A 25,741-nucleotide genomic window follows, 5' to 3' on the forward strand; every position below is an offset into this window, starting at 1 on the left:
AGGCCCCTAATGACCGCCCATACTCAGGCCAACTACGACACCGATGCGGCGGCCCTGGCGACGAAGCTGTTCGAGTCCGACCCCCAGTTCCGGGCCGCACGGCCTGACCCGGAGGTCATGGATTCTCTGCTGGTGCCCGGCCTGCGGTTGTCACAGGTGCTTCACGCTCTGCTGACCGGCTATGCCGAACGCCCGGTGATGGGCTTCCGGTCCCGTGAATCGGTCACCGACCCCGCCACCGGTCGCACCGTTGATCGATTGTTGCCCGCCTTCGAAACCATCACCTACGGACAGCTTCTCGACAACATCTCGGCGATTCTCGCCGAGTGGCAGCACGGCGAGAATCGCATTGGTGCCGATGACTTCGTGGCCACCATCGGCTTCTCCAGCCCCGATTACGTCACCCTGGACCTTGCCACTCTCATGAACGGGTCGGTGTCGATTCCACTGCAACACAACGCATCGGTGACCCAGCTGCGCATGATGCTGGAGGAGACCAGTCCGCGGCTGGTGGCGGCGAGCGCCGACTGTCTGGACCTGGCGGTAGAGGCGGCATTGGGGCTCACCGATCTGCAGCGGGTGGTGGTGTTCGATTACCGGCCCGACACCGACGATCATCGTGAGAAGCTCGCCGCCGCAAGGGAGCGTCTACAGGCTGCCGGCATGCGGGTCGTCGTCGAGCCGCTTGCGGAGGTTATTGCGAACGGCCGGCGGCTGCCCGAGCCCGTGCTGTACACCGCCGGAGACGACCAGCGCACGGCGCTGATCATGTACACCTCCGGCAGCACCGGCGCCCCCAAGGGAGCCATGTTCACCGAGTGGACCGTGACCCGCTTCTGGTCTTCGGGCGCGGCCCCCAACCGGGATACCCCAATCATCAACGTCAACTTCCTGCCGCTCAACCACCTCGCAGGCCGAGTGGGACTACTGACCGCCTTCATCCCCGGCGGCACCTGCTATTTCGTTCCCGAAAGCGATCTATCGACGCTCTTCGAGGACTGGCAGCTGGCCCGCCCCACACACATGGGCGTGGTACCGCGGGTAGTCGACATGCTGTTCCAGCACTACCAGACACGTGTTGACGCGCTCATCGCCGAGGGCGCCGAGGCCGCGTCGGCCGATCGCACAGCCAAAGCCGAACTGCGCGAGGATGTGCTGGGTGGGCGCGTGGTGGCCGGCATGCTCGCGACGGCACCGTTATCCCCTGAGATGAAGACCTTCCTGGAATCCTCTCTCAACTTCCACCTGCTCGACCTGTATGGCCTCACCGAGGTCGGCGGCGTGTTCCGGGACGGCAAGATCTCTCGTCCGCCGGTGCTCGACTACAAACTCATCGATGTCCCCGAACTCGGGTACTACACCACCGACAAGCCCCATCCGCGTGGCGAATTGCTGGTGAAGAGCGCCACCGCGACACCCGGGTATTACAAGCGGCCCGATGTCACCGCCGAGGTCTTCGACGCCGACGGTTACTACCGGACCGGCGACGTGATGGCGGAGATCGCCCCCGACGAGCTGGTATACGTGGATAGGCGTAACAACGTCATCAAACTTGCCCAGGGTGAGTTCGTCGCGGTGGCGAATCTGGAAACGGTGTACGTCGGTGCACCGCTGGTCCGCCAGATATTTGTCTACGGGAACAGCGAACGCGCGTATCTGCTCGCGGTGATCGTGCCCACCGAGGAAGCCTTACGCGCCCACCCGGACCCCGTCGACCTGAAGAACTCGATCCGGGAATCGCTGCAGCGGACCGCACGCGTCAGTCATCTGCATTCGTATGAGCTTCCCGCCGACTTCATCATCGAGACCACGCCGTTCAGCATCGAGAGCGGCATGCTCGCGGCCGTCGGTAAGCCGATACGCCCCAAGATGATCGAGCACTACGGCGATCGGCTCGAACAGCTCTATGCCGACCTCGCCGAAGCCCGCGTCCAAGAGCTGCGACAGCTGCGCGATACCGCGCAGCAGCGACCGGTCATCGAGACCGTCACCGAGGCGGCCCAGGCGCTGCTCGGCATGTCTTCGGACGCGGTGCGTCCGGACCACCATTTCATCGATCTCGGTGGAGACTCCCTGTCGGCGTTGACCTTTTCAAACCTGCTGCGCGATCTATTCGACGTCGAGGTGCCGGTCGGCGTGATCACCGGACCCGCCGCTGATCTGCGCAAGCTCGCCGCCTACGTCGAGGGCGCGAGAGAAAGCGGTGCCGCCACCGCGGCCAGCGTGCACGGCTCAGATGTGACTGTCATCAACGCGAACGAACTCACTCTCGACAAGTTTATTGATGCCGAAACACTCAGCAGTGCAGCGGAACTGGAGCGATTCTCCGGCGCGGTGGGCACAGTCCTGCTCACCGGCGCCAACGGCTACCTCGGAAGATTCCTCTGTCTGGAGTGGCTGCAGCGACTGGCCCAGTCCGGTGGCCAGCTGATCTGCCTGGTCCGCGGTGATGATGACGACGACGCCCTGGCTCGCCTCGAGGCCGCGTATGGCCACACCGATCAGGTGCTGCTCGATGAATTCCGCGCGCTGGCCCGGCGGCACCTGCGAGTAATAGCCGCCGATATCACCCAGCCACGTCTGGGCATTGACGACGCTACCTGGGAGCAGTTGGCTCGCGAAGTCGACAAGATTGTCCATCCCGCCGCCCTGGTGAACCACGTACTGCCCTACAACCAGTTGTTCGGCCCCAATGTTCTTGGCACCGCTGAGGTTATTCGGCTGGCGCTGACGACGCGGATCAAGCCGGTGACCTATCTGTCGACAATGGCGGTCGCGATGGCGGTGCCCGATTTCGACGAGGACGGGGACATTCGCACGGTCAGCCCCATTCGGCATATCGGCCCGGGCTACGCCAACGGCTATGCCAACAGCAAGTGGGCGGGCGAGGTGCTGCTACGCGAGGCGTACGACCTATGTGGTCTGCCGGTCAGTGTCTTCCGCTCCGACATGATCCTCACCCACCGCCAGTACAGCGGTCAGCTCAACGTCACCGATGCCTTCACCCGCATGCTCCTGAGCCTGGTACTGACCGGAATCGCACCGCGCAGCTTCTATCAAGGTGACGGCGACGGCTCCCGCCCCCGGGCCCATTACGAGGGCCTGCCAGTAGATTTCGTCACGGAGGCGATCACCACCCTGGGGCTGGCCAACTCCGAGGGATTCCGTTCATATGACGTGATGAACCCGCACAATGATGGCATCTCGGTGGACACCTTCGTGGATTGGCTTGTCGAAGACGGCCACACCATCGACATCATCGACGACTACGACGAATGGCTGTCGCGTTTCGAGACGGCGCTAAGAGGTCTGCCGGACGACCAACGGCGCAGCTCGGTTCTTCCGCTCCTGGATGCCTACCGCACCCCGGGCCGCCCGCGCCGCGGCGCCGATACTCCCACCGATCAGTTCCGAAAAGCGGTGCAGAACTACAAGATCGGAAGCGACGATGACAGCGCCGACATTCCACATATCGACCACGCGCTCATCACCAAGTACATAGCGGATCTACGGGCGCATGGGTTGCTCTGAACGCGCACGTAGTCCCATCTCTCTCCACCAATACCGGACGAGCACTGACAGGGCTCAACTCATCTTCAGGGCGGTTATCACGTCCACTCAGCGGCGTGATTTGAGGAGTTTCATGGTCAACCGCGAGTCAACGCGGGCAATCGCCGGGTCGCCCATGAGCTTGATGCTCAACCACTGCTCATAGGCCGCGAGGTCGGCGGTCTGCACCCGGATGAAGTAGTCGGGAATACCGAACATGCGCCTGAGTTCGGCGACTTCGTCCATCGCGACCAGGCGCTCCTCGAAGGACGCCACAGTGGCGAGGTCTTTGGCCACGAGATCGGCGTAGATGATCACCTCGAAGTCGCGCCCCAGTGCCGCCGGATTCACCAACGCGGTGTAGCCGGTGATGACGCCCTCGGCCTCCAAGCGGCGGACGCGTCGCAAGCACGGTGCCGGGGTGAGGCCGACCCGGTCAGCCAACTCCTGATTCGTCAGGCGACCGCTAACCTGCAGCTGATTGATTATTGCGCGATCAAGCCTGTCCATGCATCTATATTGCCGGAATGACCTCCCGATGAGCAATATGCACAATCATCATGCTCGCGTACCACTCTATGATTGCTACATGAATCAGGAGGTGTTGCCGCCACAGCCTCGACACCGGGATGAGCTGGTCAAAGCAGTCAGCCATGCTGGCGTTGTCTGGGCGGGGTTGTTTGCCCTCGGTATCGGATTAGGCGTCGTGGTCACCTCTCATGGGCTCCCCTGGTGGCTGGCACCGATCATCTCCGGAGTCCTGTTCGCAGGCTCGGTCGAGTTCATCTTGATGGGCATGCTGTCTGCGGGCGCATCAGTGCCGGCCATAGCGCTGACGACTTTCCTCGTCAATTCCCGCCATCTCTTCTACGGGATGTCATTCCCCCTTGACCGAGTCGCCAGCCGACTGGGCAAGTCGTACAGCATGTTCGCGCTATGTGACGAGGCCTACGCATTGATCACCGCGCTGGACCGCCGGGCGTTGAGCTCGCGCCGGATTCTGTGGACCCAATGCGGTCTGCACCTTTCATGGGTTGCGGGGGCGACCACCGGCGGTCTCGCCGGAGCCTCCTTCCTCAGCGGACTGAAGGGGCTGGATTTCGTGCTCATCGCCATGTTCTTGGTGCTCGTTCTTGACACCTACCGTTTGCGGCCGGATATCCCGGGTATCGCGCTCGCGGTGGCGGCGGCACTCGCGGCACTGGCGATCGCCCCTGGCGCGATGATTCTCGTGGCCATGTGCTGCTACACCGTCACTCTTGTTGTCCGGCACCACCTTACCCACTCCGGCACGGAAGAGCGGGCAGGCCATGCCTGAACCCGCTTACATCGCAGCGGCTTTGGTCTCCGCCGTGGTGATCACCTTCGCCTTGCGGGCTCTACCCTTCGCTGCCCGAAACGCCATCAAGAACAGCGGGCTGGCTGCCGACCTGGGACGCTGGATTCCACTGGGCGCCATCGCCATTCTCGCCGTGTATTGCCTTTCGACGATCAACCTGACGGGACCGTCACACGGCGCCGGGCCCATCGTCGGCGTGGTGACGACAGTGGGCATACATCTCTGGCGACGCAACGCGGTGCTCAGCATCGTGGTCGGCACCCTCGCCTGCCTGATCATCACCAACGTGGGCGAGACACACCTCGGGCTCATCGCCGGGTAAATCCACCTGGTGCACCCTGGACGCCTCAAGTGCTCATTGGATCAACAGTGTTCAGCTACGGTCGACGCATCGCCGCCAAACACTCTGGGAATCAGAGCATCTAAGACTCAGGGAGCCGATGTAGCTGTGTCGGCGCCGCCAGTCCGTGAGAGAAGAAGTGCACCACATCATCGATGAGGTATTGGTTGCGCTCCCCTTTCACCAGGCCATATTTATCGGCGAGATAGTCCCTGTTCATAGCGTGCATGAGGGACATGCCGAGCATCGTTTCTACGCGAAAAGCTAGGACCTCCGTAGGTACTTCAGGCAGCAATGGCGATAACGCCGCGACCAGCCGGCCTATCCCCTCTTGGACGATGTCCTCCCGGGTTTGTTCAAACCGCACATCGCCCTCGAGTACCGGTTTGACCCCTATTTCCATGAACAAAGCAATCTGCTGCGCGTCGGCAGACACATGCGGCGAAAGAAACGCGACAACAAGATCTTCGACCGTATGGCCCGGCGTCCGTATCACCTCGTCGAGGCGGCGACTCCGCTCGGCAAGGGCAGGTTCCATGATCCTCAGCATGAGAGCTCGCAAGAGCGCATCCTTGCTTCCGAACGTGTAGTTGACGGCATTGACGTTCATACCGGCCAGCCCAGTCACCCGACGCACAGATAGCGCCGCCAGACCGTCTTCGAGCAGCACCTGTTCGGTCGCCTCCAGCAGCCTCGTACGCGCATCCGCCTGGTTCACCAAGTTATTCAAACATCGCGCGGGGCGTTAGCGGCCAAGCTGCCACGCCTAACTTGCTTCGGATACCGAACGTAGCGACTCGATACTCTTCGGCTTACTCAGCCCGGACGACAGCACTGGCAGCTCCCGGTATCGGCGTGCTCCGATCCGATGCCCCGGGTAAGCAACGGCAATCCTCCCGATTTGACGTGCTTGCCATATTGCCGCTTTGGCCGTCGGAGTCAACTGGCCTGGCTTCGTGGCCACCGCGGCGGCAATGTACGCGACCATCCGCGAAACGTCCCTTAACCGGAGGGAACTGTGCGGCTTGACGGTACGCGGCAGGATCGCCTGCAGCATCCGCTCCAAAGCCACATCGCTCTTACCCAGAGTCCGGAAGGCCGCATCCGTGACGGCCGCAGGATTAGTCAGCTCACCTAGAGTTGATGCGGCCCAATACATTTCCACTGTATCCAGGTCGCGCCATCGCCACCAGTCCAACAATTCTTTGTCGATGGTGCCGCCGCCCAATCCTGCCACGATGCGAGCCGCCAAGGACTCGCTCTGGCGGAACGCATCGGCCATTCCCTGCCCGGGCGCCGGGTCTTTGAAATGGCCGGCGTCGCCCACCAGCACCCAGCCGGGGCCTGCAGCCGTTCGGAAGTAGCCGTGCCAGCGCCGCAGGATGCGCAACGGCCCCCGGCGCGTCGCTCCCGCGACCGCCTCGGCCATCTCGGGCCAACGTGCCAGCGCGGCATCGAAGTTCGCGTAACGGTCCGCCAGAAAGGCATCGGCCTTGGCCATCGGTGTACCCATCATGGCGATGTAGATGCCGTTATCCAAAGGAAGCGCGATACCGTTCCCCTCCCCGACCCGACCCATCACCAGGTCATACGGAGGGGTCGCACCCTCGTAGAATGACCACGTCGGCATGTACGAGCCAGGGATGGTCAGATACTCCCGCGCTCCAACACGTTCGGCGATTCGCGAATGCTGTCCGTCTGCGCCGACTACGAGTTCGGCGTGGATGGGTCCACTCTGCGTTTCCAGTCCGACGACGCGCCCTTTGTCGGTCAAGACACCGTCGACGCGACAGCCGGTACGGATCTCAGCGCCCGCACGGGCGACGTGCTCCAGGAGAATCGGGTCGAAGGTCTCGCGCCGAATACCAAGCATTACTCCGATGACACCGGGGTCAGGTCGGGTGGTGACGCTCACGTCGTTACTACGCAACCGCATGGTCCGCAGTGGCGTCGCCCCTGCATCCACGACGTCGTCGAGCACACCCAAACGCTCCAAAACTGCTGTGCCACTGGGCGTGAAAAGGTGCGTCGAAGCCTTGTCCGTGGGGAATCGAGCCTTGTCGAGCAAGCACACCGAGAGCCCCTGCCGCGCCAGCTGAATGGCGAGCGAGGCGCCAGCGCATCGTGCGCCAACGATCGCCACGTCGAACGTGTCCATCGACAACCCTCCACCGACTAGACCGAATGGTGTAGTGGGCTACGTTAACGAAACTGGCTCAAATGTCAATATGGGTGCTCGCCCCTACGACCCGGTCAGGTAACCCACGAGGTCGGTCTTCATGGCGCGCAACTGCTGCCCCCAGTAGGTCCAGTTGTGGATGCCGCCTGCCGGGAATTCGAAATGAGCGTTCTTGCCGCCCGCCGCCGCATAGGCGTCTGCGAATTGCTTGTTGGCGTCGATGACCTGCCCCTCGATGACTCCGCCCGCGAGGTTTTCAAAGCCGTTGCGGTCCTTATCAAGATCGGTGGCCTGCGCATTGCCGCAGTAGATCCACAGTCGGGTGTTGTTGGCGATCAGCTTGTCGATGTTGAGGTACGGGTCGTTGCGAACCCAGGCGGGGTCACTCTCGGGCCCCCACATGTCCTCCGAGCTGAACCCGCCGGCGTCGGACATAGAGATGGAGATCTGCCATTTATTGGCCGACGGGTGCAGCGGAGCCGACAGCGCCCCCGCGTAGATGAACTGCTGCGGGTGGTAAATCGACAGGGTCAGTGCGGACGGACCCGCCATCGATAGCCCGACGATGGCGTTTCCCGTGGCCGAGACGCCCCGGTTGGCGGCCAGCCATTGCGGTAGTTCACCGGTGAGGAAGGTCTCCCATTTGTAGGTCCAGACACCGTCTTTGCCTTTAGCGGGGCGGTACCAGTCCGTGTAGTTGCTGGATTGTCCACCGACTGGCATGACCATCGAGATGCCCGATTGGTAGTAGTCCTCGAAAGCCGTGGTCTCGATATCCCAGCCGCTGAAATCTTCGCGAGCGCGCTGCCCGTCAAGGAGATAGACAGCCTTAGGGCCACCTCCCTGAAACTGAACCTTGATGTCGCGCCCCATCGAGGCTGACGGCACCTCCAGGTACTCGACCGGAAGCCCCGGGCGCGAAAAGGCATTCGCCATCGCCGAGCCGCCAGCGATACCGACGAGCGTCGGCAGAACCACGGCCCCAACGGCCACGGCGCTGACAAAACGGATGGTGGCGCCACGCATCGAAGAAACGCGTCTCATCGGCTGGACTTCCTTTCCAGGGGAGCAAGAACAGTGATTTAAACAGTGTTTAAAACGCTAACACGTCGCGCTCTCCCCGGGAATGGGCATGGAGGCCGTGACGTTTGCCACACCGCACGGCCCATGACCCTTGCCGTCACACCCGGGTATAGGCCGGCCCCTCCGGCAGCAGGTGCTTGTCGACGAGCTTGTGCCAGCGCCGCTGTCGATAGCGGAAGATGGCCGTCGCTCCCCTGGCTGCCAGCCCGGTGAGCGGCCCGGCATCGATGTCTATGGAATCGCTGTACCGGCAGCGACCGTCCCCGAGGGGTTGCACATGAAGGGTGTGGTTCCAGGTGCGCAGAATGCCGCCACGCTCGTTGGTGCGCACGGTACGGGTCTTCTCGTCGACCTCGATCACGTGAATGGTGTGTCGGTACAACGGAATCAGATGCAACCCCCACAGCCATGCAGTGCCGATCTCGCCCACCCGCATGGGGTCGGTGCGCCCCGTCAGCGCGGGAATGCCGAACAATCCACGGCACAGGTACAGGAAGGTGCCGGCATATCGCATGGCACTCCACACCCGGTCGGCATCGGTGGGAAGTTCAGTTTCCAGATAGACCGTCCTCATCTCATTTCCTTCCATATATGCTGGTCAATGACTATTATGAGTAATTACTCACATAAGCGGTACTCGCTTTTGGGGAAGGTGCCAGCACCATGCTCAACACCCGGCTACAGCCACGCAAGCAGCCACGACAGGACCGCGCAGGGTCCACCCGGCGGCGCATCCTCGATGCGGCTGCTCACGTTTTCGCCGACTTCGGTTACGCCGCCGGGACCACCAATCGCATCGCCGAGCGGGCCGATATCTCGATCGGCTCGCTGTATCAGTACTTCCCCAACAAGGACTCCATCCTCGTCGAGCTGATGACCGCGCACACCGAAGAAGGGTTCGCCCTCATCCAGCGGCATCTGTCTGCAGGACTGCCCAATTCGATCGAAGACACCCTGCGAGTCTTCGTCAGGGCAGCCATCGACAACCATCGCGACAACCCACGGTTGCACCGGGTGCTCTTCGAAGAGGCGCCGCGCCCACCCGAGTTCCTGGCCCTGTTGCATCGCTCGGAAGATTCCGTCGTCGCTGCGGCCGAGACGCTCCTGGCAACACACCCCGAGGTCCGGATAGCCGAAACAGCCATGGCGGCAAGGATGGTGGTGGCGACCATCGAGTCACTGGTACACCGCCTGGTGGCCGGTCCACGACCGGTCGATACGCAGCTGTTCGAGGACGAGCTGGTCAACATGTTGACGCGGTACCTGACACACTGAGGGTCAGTGCAAATGATCGGCGATCTGCCCCTGCTCGCCAAACAACACGGCATTCCACTTCGCGATAAGTTCGGTGTTGTCTACCTCATCGGGATGAAAATCCTTGCGACTGTAGGACATCAATCGCCGGAACACCTCACGTGAGAAGAACGGCGAACGGAACAGCCGGCTAACACTCGGAAAGAAGATCCTGGGGTTGTAGAAGTCCCGATCCCGAAACAGCGAGATGAACGACGCACATGCGGCAAGGGTGAAGAACCCAAATGTGGTGAACCACATGACCGATACTCGCATGCGATGGGTTCCGCCGATGGCCCGATAAACGTCGAACGCCACCGTGCGATGCTCGGATTCCTCCAGCGCGTGCCACAGCAGCATGGAACGCACCTCTCCCTCACCCAGCATGTCCAAGGCCCGCTGATCTGTCAGCAAGGTCTCTGCGAGAATCGCGGTGTAATGCTCCAGCGCGGCTGTCATCGCAAGGCAGTACCGGGGAGACGAGAAGCGTGAGCGCGTTTCCAGAACCCTGCGGGTCGCCCGGTCGACAAACGCGGTCGGATAACCCATCTGCTGCAGCCGCTCGTTGAGGTCGCGGTGCTCACGGCTATGCGTGGCTTCCTGGCCGATGAAGCCTGCCACCTGCTTCTTGAGCACAGGATCGGTCAGCTGATCGGCAACCGCGCGCACCGAACGAATCATGAACGCCTCACCCTCAGGGAAGGCCGCCGAAAGCACCGACACCACATGACTCATGCCCAGGTCGTCCTGCACATAGTGACGCCGCAGGGAACCGGCCGGATAGCGAAACCTGATCCGTCTGGTCTTGATTTCCCGCTCCACCATCACCTCGGCTAGTGCAGATGGCCGGTCAGCTGTCCGTTCTCCCCGAAGAGCTCGGCATGCCATTTCTCGATCAGTTCGGAATTGTCGGAGTCGTTGGGATGGAATCCCGGACGGTTGTACTCGCCGATGCGGCGACGTACCTCACGACTCAGGAACGGCAAGTGCCGCAACGCCGCAATGCTTTTCACCAAGCGAACCGGGTTGTAGGCGGCCTTATCACGCAGCAGCGAGATCACCGTCTCGAAGAATGTGGTGTAGATGAACGCGATGGTGGTGCGGCGCATCACCCAGATGCGTAGCCGCTCGCTACCACCGACGGCGCGGTACACATCGAAGGTCACGCACCGGTGCTCGGCTTCCTCGAAGGCGTGCCACAGCAGCATGGAACGCACCTCACCCTCACCCAGCATGTCCAAGGCACGCTGATCGGTCAGCAAGGTCTCGGCAAGGACCGCAGTGTAATGCTCCAACGCGGCCGTGACGGCCAAGGTGTAGATCGGCGGATAATTCCGGGTCTGGAAGTTGAAAATCCGCCGAGCCAGCCGCTCCACGAACGCGGTGGGATAGCCCATCTCCTGCAGGCGCTCGTTGAGTTCGCGATGTTCACGCCCGTGTGTCATCTCCTGGCCGATGAACCCGGCCACCTGCTTTTTGAGCTCAGGATCGGTGATCTGGTCCGAGTAACGCCGGACCGACCGGATGAAGAACTCCTCACCCTCCGGAAACACCGCCGACAGCATCGCCATCATGTGGCTAGACACCAGGTCACCTTGTACAAAATGACGATCCAGCGAACCAGGTTGGTAGCGAAACTTGATACGGCGGGTCTTGATCGGCCTGTCCATACTCAGCTTCCCACTACCCCGCAATGACTGATTTCGGTCGGCATCGCCGACGCGCTCAGGGTACCGCAATCCGCTGATTTTCCGAGGATTCCGGGCTTGACATATACCTATATCGGTATATGTTTCCTTCATGGCCCGCACCCCCACCACCGCCGATGCGTTCAACGCGATCGCCGAGGCCGGCCGTCGCGACCTTCTCAGTGCCATCGGCACCGGCGAGGTCACGGTGAACGATCTGGTGGCGCGGACCAGGATGGGTCAGCCGCAAGTGTCGAAGCATCTGGGCGTGCTCCGCGCCGTCGATCTGGTGCGGGTGCGCTCACATGGACGGCACCGCTTCTATCGGGTCAACGGTGCGGCTCTGCGGCCCGTCCATGACTGGGTGACCGCGTTTGAACGCACCTGGAACGAGCGCCTCAACCGGCTCGACGACCTACTCACCGAACTACAGGAGGAGACCCCATGAGCAGTCGGTATGGCAGCGCCACCGTCGAACTTCCCTCGGATACAACGATTCTCATCACCCGATCCTTCGACGCGCCCGCTGCGCTGGTCTTTCGAACGCTCACCGAGCCCGATCTGGTCAAGCGCTGGTGGGGATTCGAGACCGCGCACTGGCAGGTCTGCGATATCGATCTGCGAGTCGGTGGCACATGGCGGTATGTAGTCAGCCAACCGTGCGAATCCGCGCCGGACATGGAGGTCGGGTTCCACGGCGCGTACCACGAGATCGACAGACCCCACCGATTGGTCAATACCGAGGTCTACGAGGGGATGCCCGATGCCTCGGCCCTGGTATCCACCACCCTGGACGAGGTCGACGGGGTCACCACCATGCGGGTCTTGGTACAGCACAGCTGCAAGGAGCATCGGGACGGACGCATCGAGTCCGGCATGGAGGTGGGCATGCAGATCAGCTACAACCGCATCGAGGATCTGCTGGCTGACCTGAAATAGCACGCCCACGGCAGGTGTTGCAGCCACGGTGACCAACGAATTCACCTTCGAATACATCGCCACCAACCCACAGTGGGTCGACGAGCAGATCGAGATCTACGAATCCAGCGGCGGCGTCGAGGGCACCACGTTAGAGGGCATCCCCGTCGTGATCTTGTACACCGTCGGCGCGAAATCGGGACAGATCCGCAAGGCGCCGCTCATGCGTGTGGAACACGAGGGCGTGTACCTCGCGGTCGGCTCGATCGGCGGCGCACCGAAGAATCCCGCCTGGGTTGCGAATCTGCGTGCCAATCCGGTCTTCGAGCTGCGCGACGGCGAGAACGTGCAGACCGTCCGTGCCGAAGAAATCTCGGACGACGCCGAGCGTGCGAACTGGTGGGAACGTGCCGTGGCGGCCTTCCCGCCCTACGCCGAGTACACGAAGCGCACCACGCGGGTGTTCCCGCTGTTCACCCTCACTCCGGTGAGTTAGCGGCCGCCTTCTTACGTTCGATATCGGCCAGCGCCTCGGCCAGCTGAGCTCGTTGCGCAGCCGAGGCGTCCCAGGCCACCTTGCGGTTCTTGACGACCCTGGCCGGGGCACCGACCGCAATCGAGTAGTCCGGAATGACACCCTTGACCACGGCGTGAGCGCCGAGCACGCAGCCGCGGCCGACGATCGTGTCCCGCAGGATCGTCACCTTGGTGGCGATCCAGGTATCCGGCCCGATGCGCACCGGGGACTTGACGATTCCCTGGTCCTTGATCGGATAGGTGATGTCTTCCATCCGATGGTCGAAATCGCACACATAGCACCAGTCGGCCATCAGGGCGGAGTCACCGAACTCGATATCGATGTAGGCGTTGACGACGTTGTCCTTACCGAACACCACCTTGTCGCCCAGCCGCAGTGAACCCTCGTGGGCGCGCAACGAGTTTCCATCGCCGATGTGCACCCACCGGCCGATCTCCATCCGGGCCAGCTCTGGTGTGCAGTGGATCTCGACGTTCTTGCCCAGGAACAGCATGCCGCGCGTGACGATGTGCGGATTGGAGAGCTTGAACTTGAGCAGACGCCAGTACCGCACCAGGTACCACGGTGTGTATGCCTTGTTCGCGATCACCCATCGCAGTGAGGCCTTGGTCAGGAATTTGGCTTGTGCCGGGTCGCGCAGGCGCTGTCCGCGCCACCGCTTGTGCAGGGGAGCGCCCCACATCGTCGTCATGGCCGCACAGCCTACGGGACGCGGCAGAGCGCGCACGCTACCCTGCGATGGGCCGGACCGCCCCCTAAGGAAGGAGTGTCTCACCGTGCTTTCCCGGGCACGAGTACTCGCGAGCATGGTCTTCGCGACACTCCTCACCGTCACCGGATGCTCCGGCGATGATTCCTGGATCAACATCAAAGCGGCGCCAGGCTGGTCCGCAAGCTACGCCGACGCGCACAACAGCAGCTACACGCCCACCGAGGGTGCTCGCGAACTGACCCTGGAATGGAGCCGGAACACCAAGGGCCAGATAGGCAGTGCCGCGGCCATCGGCATCGACAACTTCATCGCGGTCAGTGCCGACACCCCTGCCGGTTGCACGCTCATGGAGTGGGAGAACAACAAGGCCGCGCGCCAGCGCTGGTGCACCCGGATGGTCACCGGCAGCCCATGGTCCGGACCGCTCGCCGACGGCTACAACAACATCTACATGGGCCAGCCCGGCGCCGTGGTGTCATTTCCCCCCACCCAGTGGATCCGGTGGCGCAAGCCAGTAATCGGCGCACCCACCACACCCAAGATCGTCGAGCCCGGACGGCTCCTCATCGTCACGCACCTCGGTCAGATACTGATCTTCAACGCGCAGCGCGGTGAGGTCGTGGGCACCCCCATGGATCTGCTCGAAGGTGTCGATCCGACCGATCCGCGGCGCGGCCTGGGTGACTGCGAAGCGGCGGGACCGCAATGTCCGGTATCCGCCTCACCCGCCTACGACCCGGAAACCGGCACCATCGTCACCACGCTGTGGCAGCCAGGAAAACCCGTACCCGTGCTGCTGGGAATCACGTACGACGCCGACGGCCACATCACCCTGAAACACAAGTGGGCCAACAAGATCATTGACGAAGGCGTGATCGGCTCCCCGGTGATGTCTCGAGATGGCGAAACGGTCTACATCAATGACCGCAAGGGTTCGCTCCACGCGATGCATACCTTCGATGGCAGCCAGAAATGGTCGCTGCCCTTGGGATTCAACGCCGTCACACCGCCCTCCGTCGCACCGGACGGAACCATCATCGCCGGAACCGGCGATAAGGCCACCCTGGTGGCCATCAAAGACTCCGGCAGCAAGGGTGAAATCGCCTGGCGGCGCGACGACCTCGTTCCGCTCTCGACATCCAGCCAGGCCGCCGGAAACGTCGGTTATGCCGTGGTCAAGGACGGAGACAAGGGCCTGGCTCTGGTGGTGTTCAACACCCCGGACGGAGCCACCATCAACCGCTATCCGCTACCCGATGCCGCCGGCGTCCCGGTCGGCATCTCGATTGGACCGGATCAGCGCGTGATCGTCACGCTGAGCGAGGGCCAGGTGTACGGGTTCCGCCCGGGGACCTAGCCGCACAGACGAATGCTCTTGCGTCACTACCTATCCGGGTGATGACGACCGAGAGCGCCACACCGCCTCGCAACTTCATCCTGGTGCGCAGCACCGCGGGGTCGACGTCTACCCCGCGCACGGTGATCTCGACAGAACCGCAGTCTCGTGCGGCGAGCGCCTGGCGCAGCCGTTTCTGGCTATACGCCAGCGCGTCGAGCACCCGGTAGCCCTGCACACCGGCGGGCACCGAATCCCCCGACAGGTACGCGATGCGGGGATCCAACTGCCACAACCCATGCCGCGCAGCGTATTGCCGCACCAGGCCCGCACGCACCACCGCACCATCGGGGTCGATGATCCACTCGCCCGCCTCGGCAAATGCACAGTCATCGGGATCGACATCTGTCAGCTGGAAGCCGTCGCCGGCCGTCGAGAGCACCGTGGCGCGCCTGCGCGCCCGTGCCAACCCTGCCGACCACAGACACGCCTCCCGAACGCCGCCATCAAGGGAAACAACCTCGATCTCGCCACCGAATCCGGTCTGTTCCCGTAGATCGGTGAAGTCCAGTCCCGGCGCGCATTTGACGACCAGATCGCGATCCGCGTATGTCCGCAGCACCAGGTCCAGTGGCGGCGAGTATGCCGAGGGGTCGAACCGCCGGCGCCCGCCGGAGCGGCGCCCCGGATCGGCAATCACCACGTCGGCGCGACTGGAAGGTGCCAGCGCATCTGCCTGACAGATCAGAACTTGCCTGCCAATGTTGTGACGTGCCATCGCCGTTCGCACCGGATCGATATCGCTGCCGATGACCGTCGCGGCGACACCGTCGAGGGCGGCCAGCTCGGTACCGACCGAACAGGTGACATCGTGAACCACCCGATCGGCCAGGCGCTCGGCGCGATGCCGCGCCACTGCCGCAGGTGTCGCCTGCTGTAGCGCGTCATCGGTAAACAGCCAATCCTGTACGTCGCCCAGCTTGGCCGCCGCCTTACGGCGCAGCTGCACCGTCTGTGCCAAAACTGCGGCGCGGTCACCGAATTCGGTACGCAGAGCCGCCGTATCGGCCACCAGGGTGCCCGCAGAGAACGTGTACGCCGAAGCCCGTGCGAGGTCCGCACTGCCTGCCTCCGACGACAGATATGCAACGTCGGAAGGCTCGAACACCGGCGGGAATTCCAGGGATTAGGAGGACTTGAGCCCTGTGATCATCACGTTGTAGTACCAGCCCTTCGGCACCACGTGACGCCACACGTTCTCGTCGACCCAGCTGAGCGCCTTCCAACCGCCGAACGCGAACTTCGCCCAGCCCCAGCCCAACTTGCCGGGCGGCACCGTCGACTCGAACGTGCGCACGGGCCAGCCCAGCATGGCGGCCGTGAATTCCTCGCTGGCGGTCCGCACCGCGACAGCACCGGCGTTGGTGGCCATCTTCTCCAGGTCTGCAGGATCAAAGGTGTGCAGGTCAACCACCCATTCGAGGGCGGCAGCGCGCGAGTTCTCGTCGAGCTCCTCCTGCGGACGCCGCCAACTCTCCAGTCCGGGCAGCTTCATCGCCTGGACCGTGGCCTTCCAGGTCAGATTCGCCAGCGCGCGGGCGTAGAGGTTGCCGACCGTGGTGGGCTCCCCGGCGAAGATGAACCGTCCGCCCGGCTTGAGCACCCGCAGCACCTCACGCAGCGACAGCTCGACATCGGGAATGTGGTGCAGCACGGCATGGCCCACCACCAAATCGAAGGTGTTGTCGTCATAAGGAATCCGCTCGGCGTCGGCGACCCGGCCGTCGACGTCCAGACCCAGCTCCTTGCCGGTACGCGTGGCGACCTTGACCATGCCCGGCGACAGGTCGGTGACCGAACCACGGCGCGCGACACCCGACTGCATCAGGTTCAGCAGGAAGAAGCCGGTGCCACACCCCAGCTCCAGGGCACGTTCGTAGGGCAGCTCGCGCTGGTCCTCGACGGGCACAATGGCGTCGAACCGGCCGCGCGCGTAGTCGATGCATCGCTGGTCATAGGAGATGGACCACTTCTCGTCGTAGGTCTCTGCCTCCCAGTCGTGGTACAGGATCTGGGCGAGTTTGTTGTCCTCAAAAGCAGCAGCGACCTGCTCCGCAGTGGCCTTGGTCGTCGGCTCCGAAATCTCCGTCATGGCCGTCAGCCTAACGCCTGGTTAGGCTCCCCTGAACCGGGCCGTCCCTGGGCCGATCTCCAGCTGAGCAGCCACCCCGTCCACGCGGTCCTGCGTCGCGAACACCTGGCAAAACAGCTCGCGTTCCCTGTCCAGTCCCCCGGCCAACGGACTGTCGAAGCCGTGGTCGATGGCCTGTTTGGCGGCGGCGAGTGCCAAGGGCGGCCCGTCGACAAAGCGCCGGGCCCACGCTGCCGCCTCGGTGTAGACGTCGTCGGGTGCCACCATCTGGTCCAGGAGCCCCATCCGCAGGGCCTCCTTGGCGCCAACCAGGCGGCCACTGAACACCATTTCCTTGGCCCGGCTCAGCCCCACAACGCGCGCCAACCGCACCGTGCCGCCGCCACCCGGGATCATGCCCGCCAGGATCTCGGGCGAACCGACCTTGGCGTTGTCCCCGGCGATCCGCCAGTCGGCTGCCAGTGCCAGCTCCAGGCCGCTACCCAAGGCGTACCCGGTGATGGCGGCGACTGTCGGTTTGGCCAGCTCCGCCACCGCGGTCAGCGCGGCCTGCCGGTCACCGGCGCTGCGCGACATCTCCTCGGCGGTCAACTCCGATAGTTCATCCAAATCATCTCCAGTGCAAAAGATTTCGTGCCCGCCGTAGACAATGACGACCCGGATGTCCTCGCGCGCGTTCGCCTCGGCCGCAGCCAGCGCCAGTTCGCGGTACATCTGGCGGGTAAGGGCATTGGTGGGCGGACGCGACAGTGCGATGGTGCCGATGCCGGGGTATTCGGGCGCGGTGCGCACCGACACGAACTCGGGTTCGGTCACGTCAGCTCCGTCCCGGTCACCTCGGGGATCTCCACGGCGCCCTGCCGGGCCGCCTCGTAGCGGTCCACATCGGCGAATTGGACGAGCCATCGGCCGTCCTGCTCGGTCAAGATCGGCATGATCGGCGCGATCTCCCGCACGGAAGCCAGCACGTCCGCGACCGTCGCACCGGACGAGGACACGGCGTCGAGCTGGGACCAGGTCGGCGGAAGCAAGAAACTGCGCCGTTCGGTAAAGGCCGAGATCGCGGCGCCGGGGGTCTGCCATCCCGAGGCGACCGCCTCGGTGTTGTCGCCGTCGGCATCCTGTCCCGAGGGCAATGCCGCGACGAAGAAGAAGGTGTCATAGCGACGCGGTTCTGCCTCCGGAGTGATCCAGTTGGCCCACGGCCGCAGCAAGTCTGCCCGCAAAAGCAAGCCCTCGCGCTGCAGGAACTCCGCAAAGGACAGGGACTTGTCCGACAGATCCTTGCGCGCCTGGTGATAGACCGCCGCGTCCTCGACGATCGAGGTATCCGAGGTGCCCGCGAACAACACACCGCATTCCTCGAAGGTCTCGCGCGCGGCCGCGCACACCAGTGCCGATGCCAGCTCGGGTGTCACGCCGAATTGTTCGGCCCACCACGCGACATCCGGGCCTACCCACGGCACATCCGCACGCAGATCCCGCGAGTCCACCCCGCCGCCCGGGAAGACCGTCATTCCCCCGGCGAAGGCCATGGCGTTATCGCGACGCATCAGAAAGGCCTCGACACCGACGGCGCCGTCACGTATGAGTACGACGGTCGCCGCCGGCTTCGGCGGCGCTGGATCGTTGGGGGTAGATGTCACTACTGCCTCCTGGAATGTGCGGCGCGGGGCCGGGCGCGTCGCGCGAAGTAACGCCCATCGATCATCTCAACCACGATCGACTGCCCAAACGCGCGGGACAAATTCTCACTGGTCATCACATCCGCCAACAGACCGTGAGCGACAATCCCTCCCTCGGACAGCAACAACGCGTGACTGAAACCCGGTGGGATCTCCTCCACGTGGTGAGTCACCAAAACCATCGCGGGCGCATCCGGATCGGCCGCGAGCTCACCCAGCCGGGCCACAAGTTCCTCACGCCCACCCAGGTCCAGCCCGGCCGCCGGCTCGTCGAGGAGTAGCAATTCGGGATCGGTCATGAGCGCACGCGCGATGAGCACCCTCTTGCGCTCTCCCTCGGAGAGCGTGCCGTACGTGCGTTCTGCCAGATGCTCGGCGCCCAGCGTCTCGAGCATGTCGATGGCGCGCGCCGTATCGATCTCCTCGTACTCCTCGCGCCAGCGCCCCAGCACCGCATAGCCGGCCGATACCACCAGGTCACGCACTACTTCGTCATCCGGTATCCGCTGCGCAAGCGCGGCCGAGCTCAGTCCGATTCGCGCCTTGAGCTCGGAAACATCGACACGGCCCAACCGCTCGCCGAGGATCACGGCCTCCCCCGATGACGGGTGCTCCATGGCCGCCGCGATCCGCAGCAACGATGTCTTCCCGGCACCGTTGGGGCCGAGAACCACCCACCGTTCGTCAAGCTCCACCGACCAGGTAACCGGGCCTACCAACACCTTGCGATTGCGGCGCAGCAGCACATCGCGGAAATCGAGCAGAAGGTCCGGATCAATTTCGGCCACGGGGCCATCGTGCCGCATCGAGCCCGGCAAGCGGCGAGCGGGAGCCATCCCGCGGGCCGTCCTGACCATGCGCCCAGACCTCTATCGCGTATCCTCATCCATACGTCAGCAAGCTCGGAAGGAATTCTAGGCAACCATATGACAAACGATCTTGATCCGGATCCCTACCTGGACACGGTGCACCACATCGGGCTTGCTAACCATCGACTGATCGCACAGCTCGATGCCGAGGCATGTCGCATTCAGCAACGTGCAGCTCATGGCGAGGATCGATCATGGGTATGGGATGACCTCAAGGCATGGCGTCGCCGAGTGGACGCCTTCCAGTCTCAGCTGCGTCGCGATACGACGGCTCTAGGCCGCCTGATCGATGCCAACCGGCGAATTCAAGGATCGGATATTCCGGACGATAGTCGCACATCAAAACTCGATTCGTCGGCTGAGAGCAACCGCAATGCCCTCTATCCGTTCAAGGACTCCCGAGCGCAAGAGGAATTCGTCGCCAGACTTAACCGGGTGTTCGCGGTGCTGCATACACCGGGCCGCGGCCCCTACTCCAACAGCGAATTCCTTGTGTTCATGCGTACCGGCGGCACCGTGGTCTCGGCGCCTTATCTGTCACAGCTGCGCAATGGGCAGCGAGGACGCCCTTCCCTGCAAGCACTGGAGAGCATCGCGCACGCTTTCCGCATCGATGTCCGTTACTTCACAGATAGTGGCTACGCAGACGAGCTGGATGCCGATCTGACCACCCTTGAACTCGCCCAGAACCCAGTGGTGTCCGAGTTGACATCCAAACTGCTCGACCTCCCGGAAGCGGTTCGCAATCAGTTGTTTGCCGATGCCGAGTCACTCGACCGGCACAGTCAGGCCGCCACATCCTGAGGTGATTTCGACGGCGCCGCGCACGCGGCGTTCTCACGCTGCGTGCTCAACACCACGCCCCAGCCGCTGGCGGCCAGCAGCCGCCGTGGCAGCAGCCGCAACACCACCTGAATGAGGGGGCCAATACCTAGCGCGTAGAGCACGGTCCCCACCCCGACGTTGCCGCCGAGCAGCCAGCCCGTCCCCACCACAATGACCTCGATGGTGGTTCTGATCAGCCGTACTGACCGACCGGTGCGATGAACCAGTCCAGTTGTCAGTCCATCACGAGGCCCCGGGCCCAGCCCAGCGCCGACATAAAGCACCGTGGCAATCGCGTTCAGCAGTACGCCGCCGACCAGGAACGCCACCCGCACAGCCATCGCCGAGGGCGCGGACAACCAGGCCAATGTGGAATCGACGGCGACGGCGATGACAACAATATTGGCGATCGTCCCGACACCAGGCTTGTTACGCAACGGAATCCACGCGAGAAGCACCACGACACCGGTCACCGCCGAGGCCAGCCCAATGCTCATTCCGGTCCGAAGGGAGAGCCCCTGATGGAACACGTCCCACGGGTCCAGCCCGAGGCCCGCCCGCACCATCAGTGCCATCGAGACCCCGTACAGGTACAGACCCACCAACAGCGCGGTACCGCGCGCACTCCATCCAATCCATTTCCCGGTCACCACACGATTTTCTGGCCAACTGGCTTGTCTTTCAATAGCCAGTTGAGTCACACTGGCTTTTATGTCCGATCGTGTGGTCGTTGCAGACACCCTGGCCCGTCACCTCGGCCAATGGCGCACGGCGGGGTCTGCCGGACCCGCCTACGGAGCGTTGGCGGATGCGATCCGGCTTCTCGTGATCGACGGACGTCTGCCCCTGGGGGCCCGCATCCCCAGCGAACGAGCATTGGCAAGTGCCCTGCACGTCAGCCGCACCACCGTCACCGCCGCGTACGCAGAACTGCGCGAGAGCGGATATCTGCGCGGCCGCCAGGGCGCGCGCAGCACTACCGCCCTGCCCGGACCCGACCGATCACCCTCGGCCACAACGGGATTGGCAACCCCGATGATCGACCTGCAAAACGCCGCGACCGCAGCGCCGGCGGCCGCGGTACTGGACGCCTACCAGGTGGCCCTGACCAAGCTGCCGACCCATCTTCGGGGGATCGGCCATGAGCTGGTGGGCATTCCAGAACTGCGCCCTCGTATCGCCGAGCACTTCTCACGACGCGGGCTGCCTACTACCGAGGATCAGATCATGGTGACCTGCGGCGCCCAGCAGGCCATCGCCTTGCTCCTCGGCGCCTTCGTGGAGCCCGGCGACCGGGTCCTGGTGGAGCAGCCGACGTACCACGGCGCACTCGATGCGATAACCCAGCGTGGCGGGCGCCCGGTTCCGGTACCGATGCACACCCACGAGCGCGAATCCGGCTGGGATATGACCGGCATGGAGACCACCATCCGCCAAGCGGCCCCCAACCTGGCCTACCTGGTGCTGGACAACCACAATCCCACCGGCCTCACGATGCCGCTTGCGCAGCGAAAGATGTTGGGGGACATAATATCCCAGACTCGAACCCGCACCGTTGTCGATGAGTCACTTGTCGGTGCCTGGCACGAGGCCTCGACCCCCGCGCCGATGGCTTCGCTGGTGGCCCGGCCCGATCTGGTGGTCACCATCGGGTCGATGTCGAAGTCGTTCTGGGGCGGGATGCGCGTCGGCTGGGTCCGTGCCGACCGCACTACGGTCGCCCGGCTCGCGGCAGTGCGCTCCGCCATGGACACGGGCACGCCGATCCTGGAGCAGTTGGCCGCCGCCGAGCTTCTGGAACACGCGGACGAGGTGGAGGCCGTGCAGCGGGCGACCCTGCGCGCACGGCGCGCCCTGGTATTGGCCGAGCTGCGTCGTCGGCTCCCCGATTGGGAGCTACAGGAAGCCGAAGGCGGACTGTGCATCTGGGCCCGGTTGCCCGCCCCGATGAGTACCGCGCTCGCCGCCGCGGCCGCGCGCCTCGGGGTCCGTATCGCCGCCGGCCCTCGGTTCGGTGTCGGCGGCTCGCTGGAACGATTCGTGCGAGTGCCCTTCACCCAGCATGACGATGAGTTGATACGCGGTGTCGAGCTGCTGGCCCAGGCCTGGCACACCGTGACCGGTGCACTGCCGCTTTCCGACTCGGCGATGGTGGGCTGAGGCCCGATCCGGCAGCGGCTAGTCGTCCGGGATATCGACGCGACGCACGCCACCGTCGACGGCATCGGCCGCCTCGATCTCGGCGCGGGTGATACCGAGGATGAAGAGCACCACATCCAGATACGGCTGGCTCACCGACGCGTCGGCCACCTTCCGCAGCGCGGGTTTGGCATTGAAGGCCACGCCGAGCCCGGCCGCCGAAAGCATGTCGATATCGTTCGCACCGTCTCCGACGGCCACCGTTTGCGCCAGCGGAACACCTGCCTCATAGGCGAATTGGCGCAATGCCTTGGCCTTGCCGGGGCGGTCAACCACCTCCCCGATCACCCGGCCGGTGAGCTTGCCGTCGACGATCTCCAAGACATTGGCCGCCACAAAGTCCAGGGCCAGTTCATGCGCCAGCGGCTCGATCACCTGACGGAATCCACCCGACACCACGCCGCAGGAGTAGCCCAGCCGACGCAGAGTCCGGATGGTGGTACGCGCGCCCGGCGTGAGCACCAATTCGTCGGCGACATCGTCGAGTACCGACTCGGGAAGCCCGGCGAGTGTGGCGACCCGCTGGTGCAGCGACTCGGCGAAGTCGAGTTCCCCACGCATGGCGGCCTCGGTGATCGCGGCGACCTGCTCGCGCGCGCCGGCCCGATCGGCCAGCATCTCGATGACCTCACCCTGGACAAGGGTCGAATCCACGTCAAAAACGATGAGCCGCTTGGCCCGCCGGTCCAGACTGCTGTGCTCGACGGCGATATCCACCGGCTCGTCGGCGGCCACCTGGGCCATCGCGGTGTGCAGGTCGACATCGGTCAGCTGAGCTTGCGGGACGGTGACGCGCAGTTCCAGGCCGGTCACCGGGTAGTCGGCGATACCCCGGATGAGGTCGATGTTGATGCCGAGACCGGCCAGCCCGCGGGCGACCGCGCCGAAAGCGCGCGCCGTGACCGGCCTCCCGAGCACCACGATGGTGTGCGTCGACGGATCTTTGATCACCGAACTGTCCCCACCGAATTCGACGTCGACATCGAATCCGAGGGTATGCATGGCCTCTTCGAGCTCGTCCTGCAGCGCCTCAACAGCTTCGCTGCGACCCTGTGCCTTGACGAGGACACCGAGCGTGAGCTTGCCGCGAATGACAACCTGTTCGACATTCAGCAGCTCGACACCGTGGCGGGACAGCACCCCCATCAGCACCGAGGTGACGCCGGGTTTATCGGCCCCGGTGACGGTGATCAGAACCGTGACGCGGTCACTCACAGCTGCGTATCGCGGCCGTTATTTATGGCCGCCACCCACATGTGCCTCAGCGCGCATGCGCTCGGACATGTGCGGGTAGTGCAGCTCGAATGCCGGGCGCTCCGAACGGATTCGGGGCAGCTCGGAGAAGTTGTGCCGCGGCGGCGGGCAGCTGGTGGCCCACTCCAGGGAGTTGCCGTAGCCCCACGGGTCGTCGACCGTGACAACCTCGCCGTACCGGTAGCTCTTGAACACGTTCCACAGGAACGGCAGGGTCGAGGCACCCAGGATGAAAGCACCGACCGTCGAGAACGAGTTCAGGAAGGTGAAGCCGTCGGTGGGCAGGTAGTCGGCGTAACGACGCGGCATGCCCTGGTTACCCAGCCAGTGCTGCACCAGGAACGTGGAGTGGAATCCGATGAAGGTCAGCCAGAAGTGGAACTTGCCGAGGCGCTCGTCGAGCAGGCGGCCGGTCATCTTCGGGAACCAGAAGTAGATACCGGCGTACGTCGCGAACACGATGGTGCCGAAGAGCACGTAGTGGAAGTGCGCGATCACGAAGTACGAGTCGGTGACGTGAAAGTCGACAGGGGGCATGGCCAGCAGTACGCCGGTCAGACCACCGAAGAGGAAGGTGACCAGGAAGCCCACCGAGAAGATCATCGGGGTTTCGAAGGTCAGCTGGCCCTTCCACATGGTGCCGATCCAGTTGAAGAACTTGATACCCGTCGGGACGGCGATCAGGAACGTCATGAAGGAGAAGAACGGCAGCAGCACGGCGCCGGTGGCATACATGTGGTGCGCCCACACCGCGATGGACAGCGCCGCGATACCGAGCGTCGCGTAGATCAGCGTGGTGTAACCGAAGATCGGCTTACGGCTGAACACCGGGAAGATCTCCGAGACGATGCCGAAGAACGGCAGCGCGATGATGTACACCTCGGGGTGTCCGAAGAACCAGAACAGGTGCTGCCACAGCAGGACACCGCCGTTGGCGGGATCGAAGACGTGTGCGCCGAGGTGCCGGTCGGCCGCCAGACCGAACAGCGCCGCGGTCAGCAGCGGGAAGGCCAGCAGCACCAGCACGCTGGTCACCAGGATGTTCCAGGTGAAGATCGGCATCCGGAACATGGTCATGCCGGGGGCGCGCATACACACGACCGTGGTGATCATGTTGACCGCACCGAGGATGGTGCCCAGACCACCGACGGCCAGACCCATGATCCACAGGTCAGCACCGGCACCCGGCGAGTGGATGGCGTCGGTCAACGGGGTGTAGGCGGTCCAGCCGAAGTCGGCGGCGCCGCCGGGGGTGATGAAGCCGGCGATACCGATCATGGCGCCGAACAGGAACAGCCAGAAGGAGAAGGCGTTCAACCGCGGGAAGGCGACGTCGGGGGCGCCGATCTGCAACGGCAGCACCACGTTCGCGAAGCCGAACACGATGGGCGTCGCGTAGAACAGCAGCATCACGGTGCCGTGCATGGTGAACAGCTGGTTGAACTGCTCGTTGGACAGGAACTGCAGACCCGGCACGGCCAGCTCGGCGCGCATGAACAGCGCCATCAAGCCGCCGATGAGGAAGAACGCGAAGCACGCGACCAGGTACATGATGCCGATCAGCTTGTGATCGGTGGTCGTGATCAAGCGATAGATCAGAGTGCCCCGCGCGCCCGTGCGGGGCGGGAACGGGCGGCTGGCCTGCAATCCACCAATGGGGGGTGCTTCGGCGGTCACGGCTCCTCCGATTCCTCGTAGCGCGCAGTCGTTCCAGTGACTGCATGTCTGGGGTGAATCCTAGCCCGCGCCACCCCCGATCGCGGAGCGGGTCCTACAGAGAGT

At 63.8% G+C, this 25,741-nt stretch carries 26 protein-coding genes; 10 read left to right on the forward strand and 16 right to left on the reverse strand.

Translation table 11 applies throughout. The annotated features are described in order from the left end of the window. Positions 1-9: 9 nt before the first annotated feature. On the forward strand, positions 10-3,531 hold the full coding sequence (car, locus tag HBA99_RS16960) for a carboxylic acid reductase (protein WP_070952205.1): 3,522 nt from the start codon (positions 10-12) through the stop codon (positions 3,529-3,531). Between the two features lie 87 nt (positions 3,532-3,618). Here car and HBA99_RS16965 read toward each other — a convergent pair whose 3' ends face one another. Then, complete coding sequence (locus HBA99_RS16965; RefSeq protein WP_057969324.1) at positions 3,619-4,059, reverse strand: Lrp/AsnC family transcriptional regulator; 441 nt, start codon at positions 4,057-4,059, stop codon at positions 3,619-3,621. A 79-nt stretch (positions 4,060-4,138) separates the two neighbouring features. On the opposite strand from HBA99_RS16965, the gene HBA99_RS16970 reads away from it, so the two are divergent. After that, positions 4,139-4,867, forward strand: coding sequence for an AzlC family ABC transporter permease (locus tag HBA99_RS16970; protein WP_070933255.1), 729 nt, complete (start codon positions 4,139-4,141; stop codon positions 4,865-4,867). Beyond that, positions 4,860-5,210, forward strand: coding sequence for a branched-chain amino acid transporter permease (locus HBA99_RS16975; protein ID WP_070933252.1), 351 nt, complete (start codon positions 4,860-4,862; stop codon positions 5,208-5,210). The genes HBA99_RS16970 and HBA99_RS16975 overlap by 8 nt, the downstream gene beginning before the upstream one ends. 100 nt (positions 5,211-5,310) lie before the next feature. On the opposite strand, the gene HBA99_RS16980 is transcribed toward HBA99_RS16975, so the two are convergent. The 4 genes from HBA99_RS16980 to HBA99_RS16995 form a co-directional block, all read right to left on the reverse strand. Further along, entirely contained in the window at positions 5,311-5,946 is a 636-nt protein-coding gene (locus tag HBA99_RS16980) for a TetR/AcrR family transcriptional regulator (protein ID WP_070933250.1), read from the reverse strand. A 48-nt stretch (positions 5,947-5,994) separates the two neighbouring features. Continuing rightward, complete coding sequence (locus HBA99_RS16985; protein ID WP_070933248.1) at positions 5,995-7,386, reverse strand: NAD(P)/FAD-dependent oxidoreductase; 1,392 nt, start codon at positions 7,384-7,386, stop codon at positions 5,995-5,997. 84 nt (positions 7,387-7,470) lie between these two features. Further along, positions 7,471-8,451 carry an esterase family protein gene (locus HBA99_RS16990; protein ID WP_070933247.1) on the reverse strand — a complete coding sequence of 327 codons (981 nt, stop codon included), beginning with the start codon at positions 8,449-8,451 and terminating at the stop codon, positions 7,471-7,473. 136 nt (positions 8,452-8,587) lie between these two features. Then, positions 8,588-9,064 carry a hypothetical protein gene (locus tag HBA99_RS16995; RefSeq protein WP_046255919.1) on the reverse strand — a complete coding sequence of 159 codons (477 nt, stop codon included), beginning with the start codon at positions 9,062-9,064 and terminating at the stop codon, positions 8,588-8,590. 89 nt (positions 9,065-9,153) lie between these two features. On the opposite strand from HBA99_RS16995, the gene HBA99_RS17000 reads away from it, so the two are divergent. Further along, positions 9,154-9,765 carry a TetR/AcrR family transcriptional regulator gene (locus tag HBA99_RS17000; protein ID WP_070933245.1) on the forward strand — a complete coding sequence of 204 codons (612 nt, stop codon included), beginning with the start codon at positions 9,154-9,156 and terminating at the stop codon, positions 9,763-9,765. Between the two features lie 3 nt (positions 9,766-9,768). Here the strand turns inward: HBA99_RS17000 and HBA99_RS17005 are convergent, their stop codons facing one another. Together HBA99_RS17005 and HBA99_RS17010 are read right to left on the reverse strand one after the other, a co-directional pair. Continuing rightward, the gene (locus HBA99_RS17005) at positions 9,769-10,605 is read right to left on the reverse strand and encodes a metal-dependent hydrolase (RefSeq protein ID WP_057967394.1); all 837 of its coding nucleotides are present in this window, start codon (positions 10,603-10,605) and stop codon (positions 9,769-9,771) included. Positions 10,606-10,616: 11 nt separating this feature from the next. Then, positions 10,617-11,453, reverse strand: coding sequence for a metal-dependent hydrolase (locus HBA99_RS17010; protein ID WP_030097129.1), 837 nt, complete (start codon positions 11,451-11,453; stop codon positions 10,617-10,619). Positions 11,454-11,583: 130 nt separating this feature from the next. Between HBA99_RS17010 and HBA99_RS17015 the strand changes: the two genes are divergently transcribed. The 3 genes from HBA99_RS17015 to HBA99_RS17025 are packed head-to-tail and all read left to right on the forward strand — an operon-like array spanning position 11,584 to position 12,885. Next, positions 11,584-11,919, forward strand: a complete 336-nt coding sequence (locus tag HBA99_RS17015) for an ArsR/SmtB family transcription factor (protein WP_030097128.1) — start codon at positions 11,584-11,586, stop codon at positions 11,917-11,919. Continuing rightward, complete coding sequence (locus tag HBA99_RS17020) at positions 11,916-12,410, forward strand: SRPBCC family protein (protein ID WP_070933243.1); 495 nt, start codon at positions 11,916-11,918, stop codon at positions 12,408-12,410. Before HBA99_RS17015 ends, HBA99_RS17020 begins: the two co-directional genes overlap by 4 nt. A 28-nt stretch (positions 12,411-12,438) precedes the next feature. Then, positions 12,439-12,885 (forward strand): nitroreductase family deazaflavin-dependent oxidoreductase, encoded by a 447-nt coding sequence (locus HBA99_RS17025; RefSeq protein WP_046254307.1) that lies wholly within the window; start codon positions 12,439-12,441, stop codon positions 12,883-12,885. Here the strand turns inward: HBA99_RS17025 and HBA99_RS17030 are convergent. After that, positions 12,869-13,618, reverse strand: a complete 750-nt coding sequence (locus tag HBA99_RS17030) for an acyltransferase (RefSeq protein WP_057967380.1) — start codon at positions 13,616-13,618, stop codon at positions 12,869-12,871. The two genes, HBA99_RS17025 and HBA99_RS17030, sit on opposite strands and share 17 nt — an antisense overlap. 85 nt (positions 13,619-13,703) lie before the next feature. Here HBA99_RS17030 and HBA99_RS17035 point away from each other — a divergent pair, with 85 nt between their 5' ends. Continuing rightward, positions 13,704-14,996 carry an outer membrane protein assembly factor BamB gene (locus tag HBA99_RS17035; protein ID WP_070922481.1) on the forward strand — a complete coding sequence of 431 codons (1,293 nt, stop codon included), beginning with the start codon at positions 13,704-13,706 and terminating at the stop codon, positions 14,994-14,996. On the opposite strand, the gene HBA99_RS17040 is transcribed toward HBA99_RS17035, so the two are convergent. Genes HBA99_RS17040 through HBA99_RS17060 form a run of 5 tightly spaced genes read right to left on the reverse strand, consistent with a single transcriptional unit; the run spans position 14,950 to position 19,618 of the window. Then, complete coding sequence (locus HBA99_RS17040; protein WP_070933241.1) at positions 14,950-16,143, reverse strand: THUMP-like domain-containing protein; 1,194 nt, start codon at positions 16,141-16,143, stop codon at positions 14,950-14,952. The genes HBA99_RS17035 and HBA99_RS17040 overlap by 47 nt on opposite strands. An 18-nt stretch (positions 16,144-16,161) precedes the next feature. Next, positions 16,162-17,127 (reverse strand): class I SAM-dependent methyltransferase, encoded by a 966-nt coding sequence (locus HBA99_RS17045; protein WP_030097122.1) that lies wholly within the window; start codon positions 17,125-17,127, stop codon positions 16,162-16,164. A gap of 21 nt (positions 17,128-17,148) precedes the next feature. Continuing rightward, the gene (locus HBA99_RS17050) at positions 17,149-17,943 is read right to left on the reverse strand and encodes an enoyl-CoA hydratase (protein ID WP_070919254.1); all 795 of its coding nucleotides are present in this window, start codon (positions 17,941-17,943) and stop codon (positions 17,149-17,151) included. After that, complete coding sequence (locus HBA99_RS17055) at positions 17,940-18,773, reverse strand: NUDIX hydrolase (protein ID WP_070933239.1); 834 nt, start codon at positions 18,771-18,773, stop codon at positions 17,940-17,942. Before HBA99_RS17055 ends, HBA99_RS17050 begins: the two co-directional genes overlap by 4 nt. After that, a complete protein-coding gene (locus HBA99_RS17060; RefSeq protein WP_044105339.1) occupies positions 18,773-19,618 on the reverse strand; it encodes an ABC transporter ATP-binding protein in 846 nt (281 codons plus the stop codon). Before HBA99_RS17060 ends, HBA99_RS17055 begins: the two co-directional genes overlap by 1 nt. Positions 19,619-19,738: 120 nt before the next feature. Here HBA99_RS17060 and HBA99_RS17065 point away from each other — a divergent pair, with 120 nt between their 5' ends. Then, positions 19,739-20,485, forward strand: a complete 747-nt coding sequence (locus HBA99_RS17065) for a helix-turn-helix transcriptional regulator (protein WP_070933237.1) — start codon at positions 19,739-19,741, stop codon at positions 20,483-20,485. On the opposite strand, the gene yczE is transcribed toward HBA99_RS17065, so the two are convergent. Beyond that, positions 20,467-21,156: a membrane protein YczE gene (yczE, locus tag HBA99_RS17070; protein WP_070933479.1), complete on the reverse strand. Its 690-nt coding sequence runs from the start codon at positions 21,154-21,156 to the stop codon at positions 20,467-20,469. The two genes, HBA99_RS17065 and yczE, sit on opposite strands and share 19 nt — an antisense overlap. A 61-nt stretch (positions 21,157-21,217) precedes the next feature. Between yczE and yczR the strand changes: the two genes are divergently transcribed. Beyond that, complete coding sequence (gene yczR, locus HBA99_RS17075; protein WP_070933235.1) at positions 21,218-22,666, forward strand: MocR-like transcription factor YczR; 1,449 nt, start codon at positions 21,218-21,220, stop codon at positions 22,664-22,666. Positions 22,667-22,684: 18 nt separating this feature from the next. Here the strand turns inward: yczR and serB are convergent, their stop codons facing one another. Both serB and ctaD read right to left on the reverse strand, forming a co-directional pair. After that, on the reverse strand, positions 22,685-23,920 hold the full coding sequence (gene serB, locus HBA99_RS17080; RefSeq protein ID WP_030097115.1) for a phosphoserine phosphatase SerB: 1,236 nt from the start codon (positions 23,918-23,920) through the stop codon (positions 22,685-22,687). Positions 23,921-23,938: 18 nt separating this feature from the next. After that, on the reverse strand, positions 23,939-25,636 hold the full coding sequence (gene ctaD, locus HBA99_RS17085) for an aa3-type cytochrome oxidase subunit I (RefSeq protein ID WP_030097114.1): 1,698 nt from the start codon (positions 25,634-25,636) through the stop codon (positions 23,939-23,941). Between the last annotated feature and the right edge of the window lie 105 nt (positions 25,637-25,741).

Origin of the sequence: Mycobacteroides chelonae (assembly GCF_016767715.1) — a bacterium.
GTDB classification, from domain to species: Bacteria; Actinomycetota; Actinomycetes; order Mycobacteriales; family Mycobacteriaceae; genus Mycobacterium; species Mycobacterium gwanakae.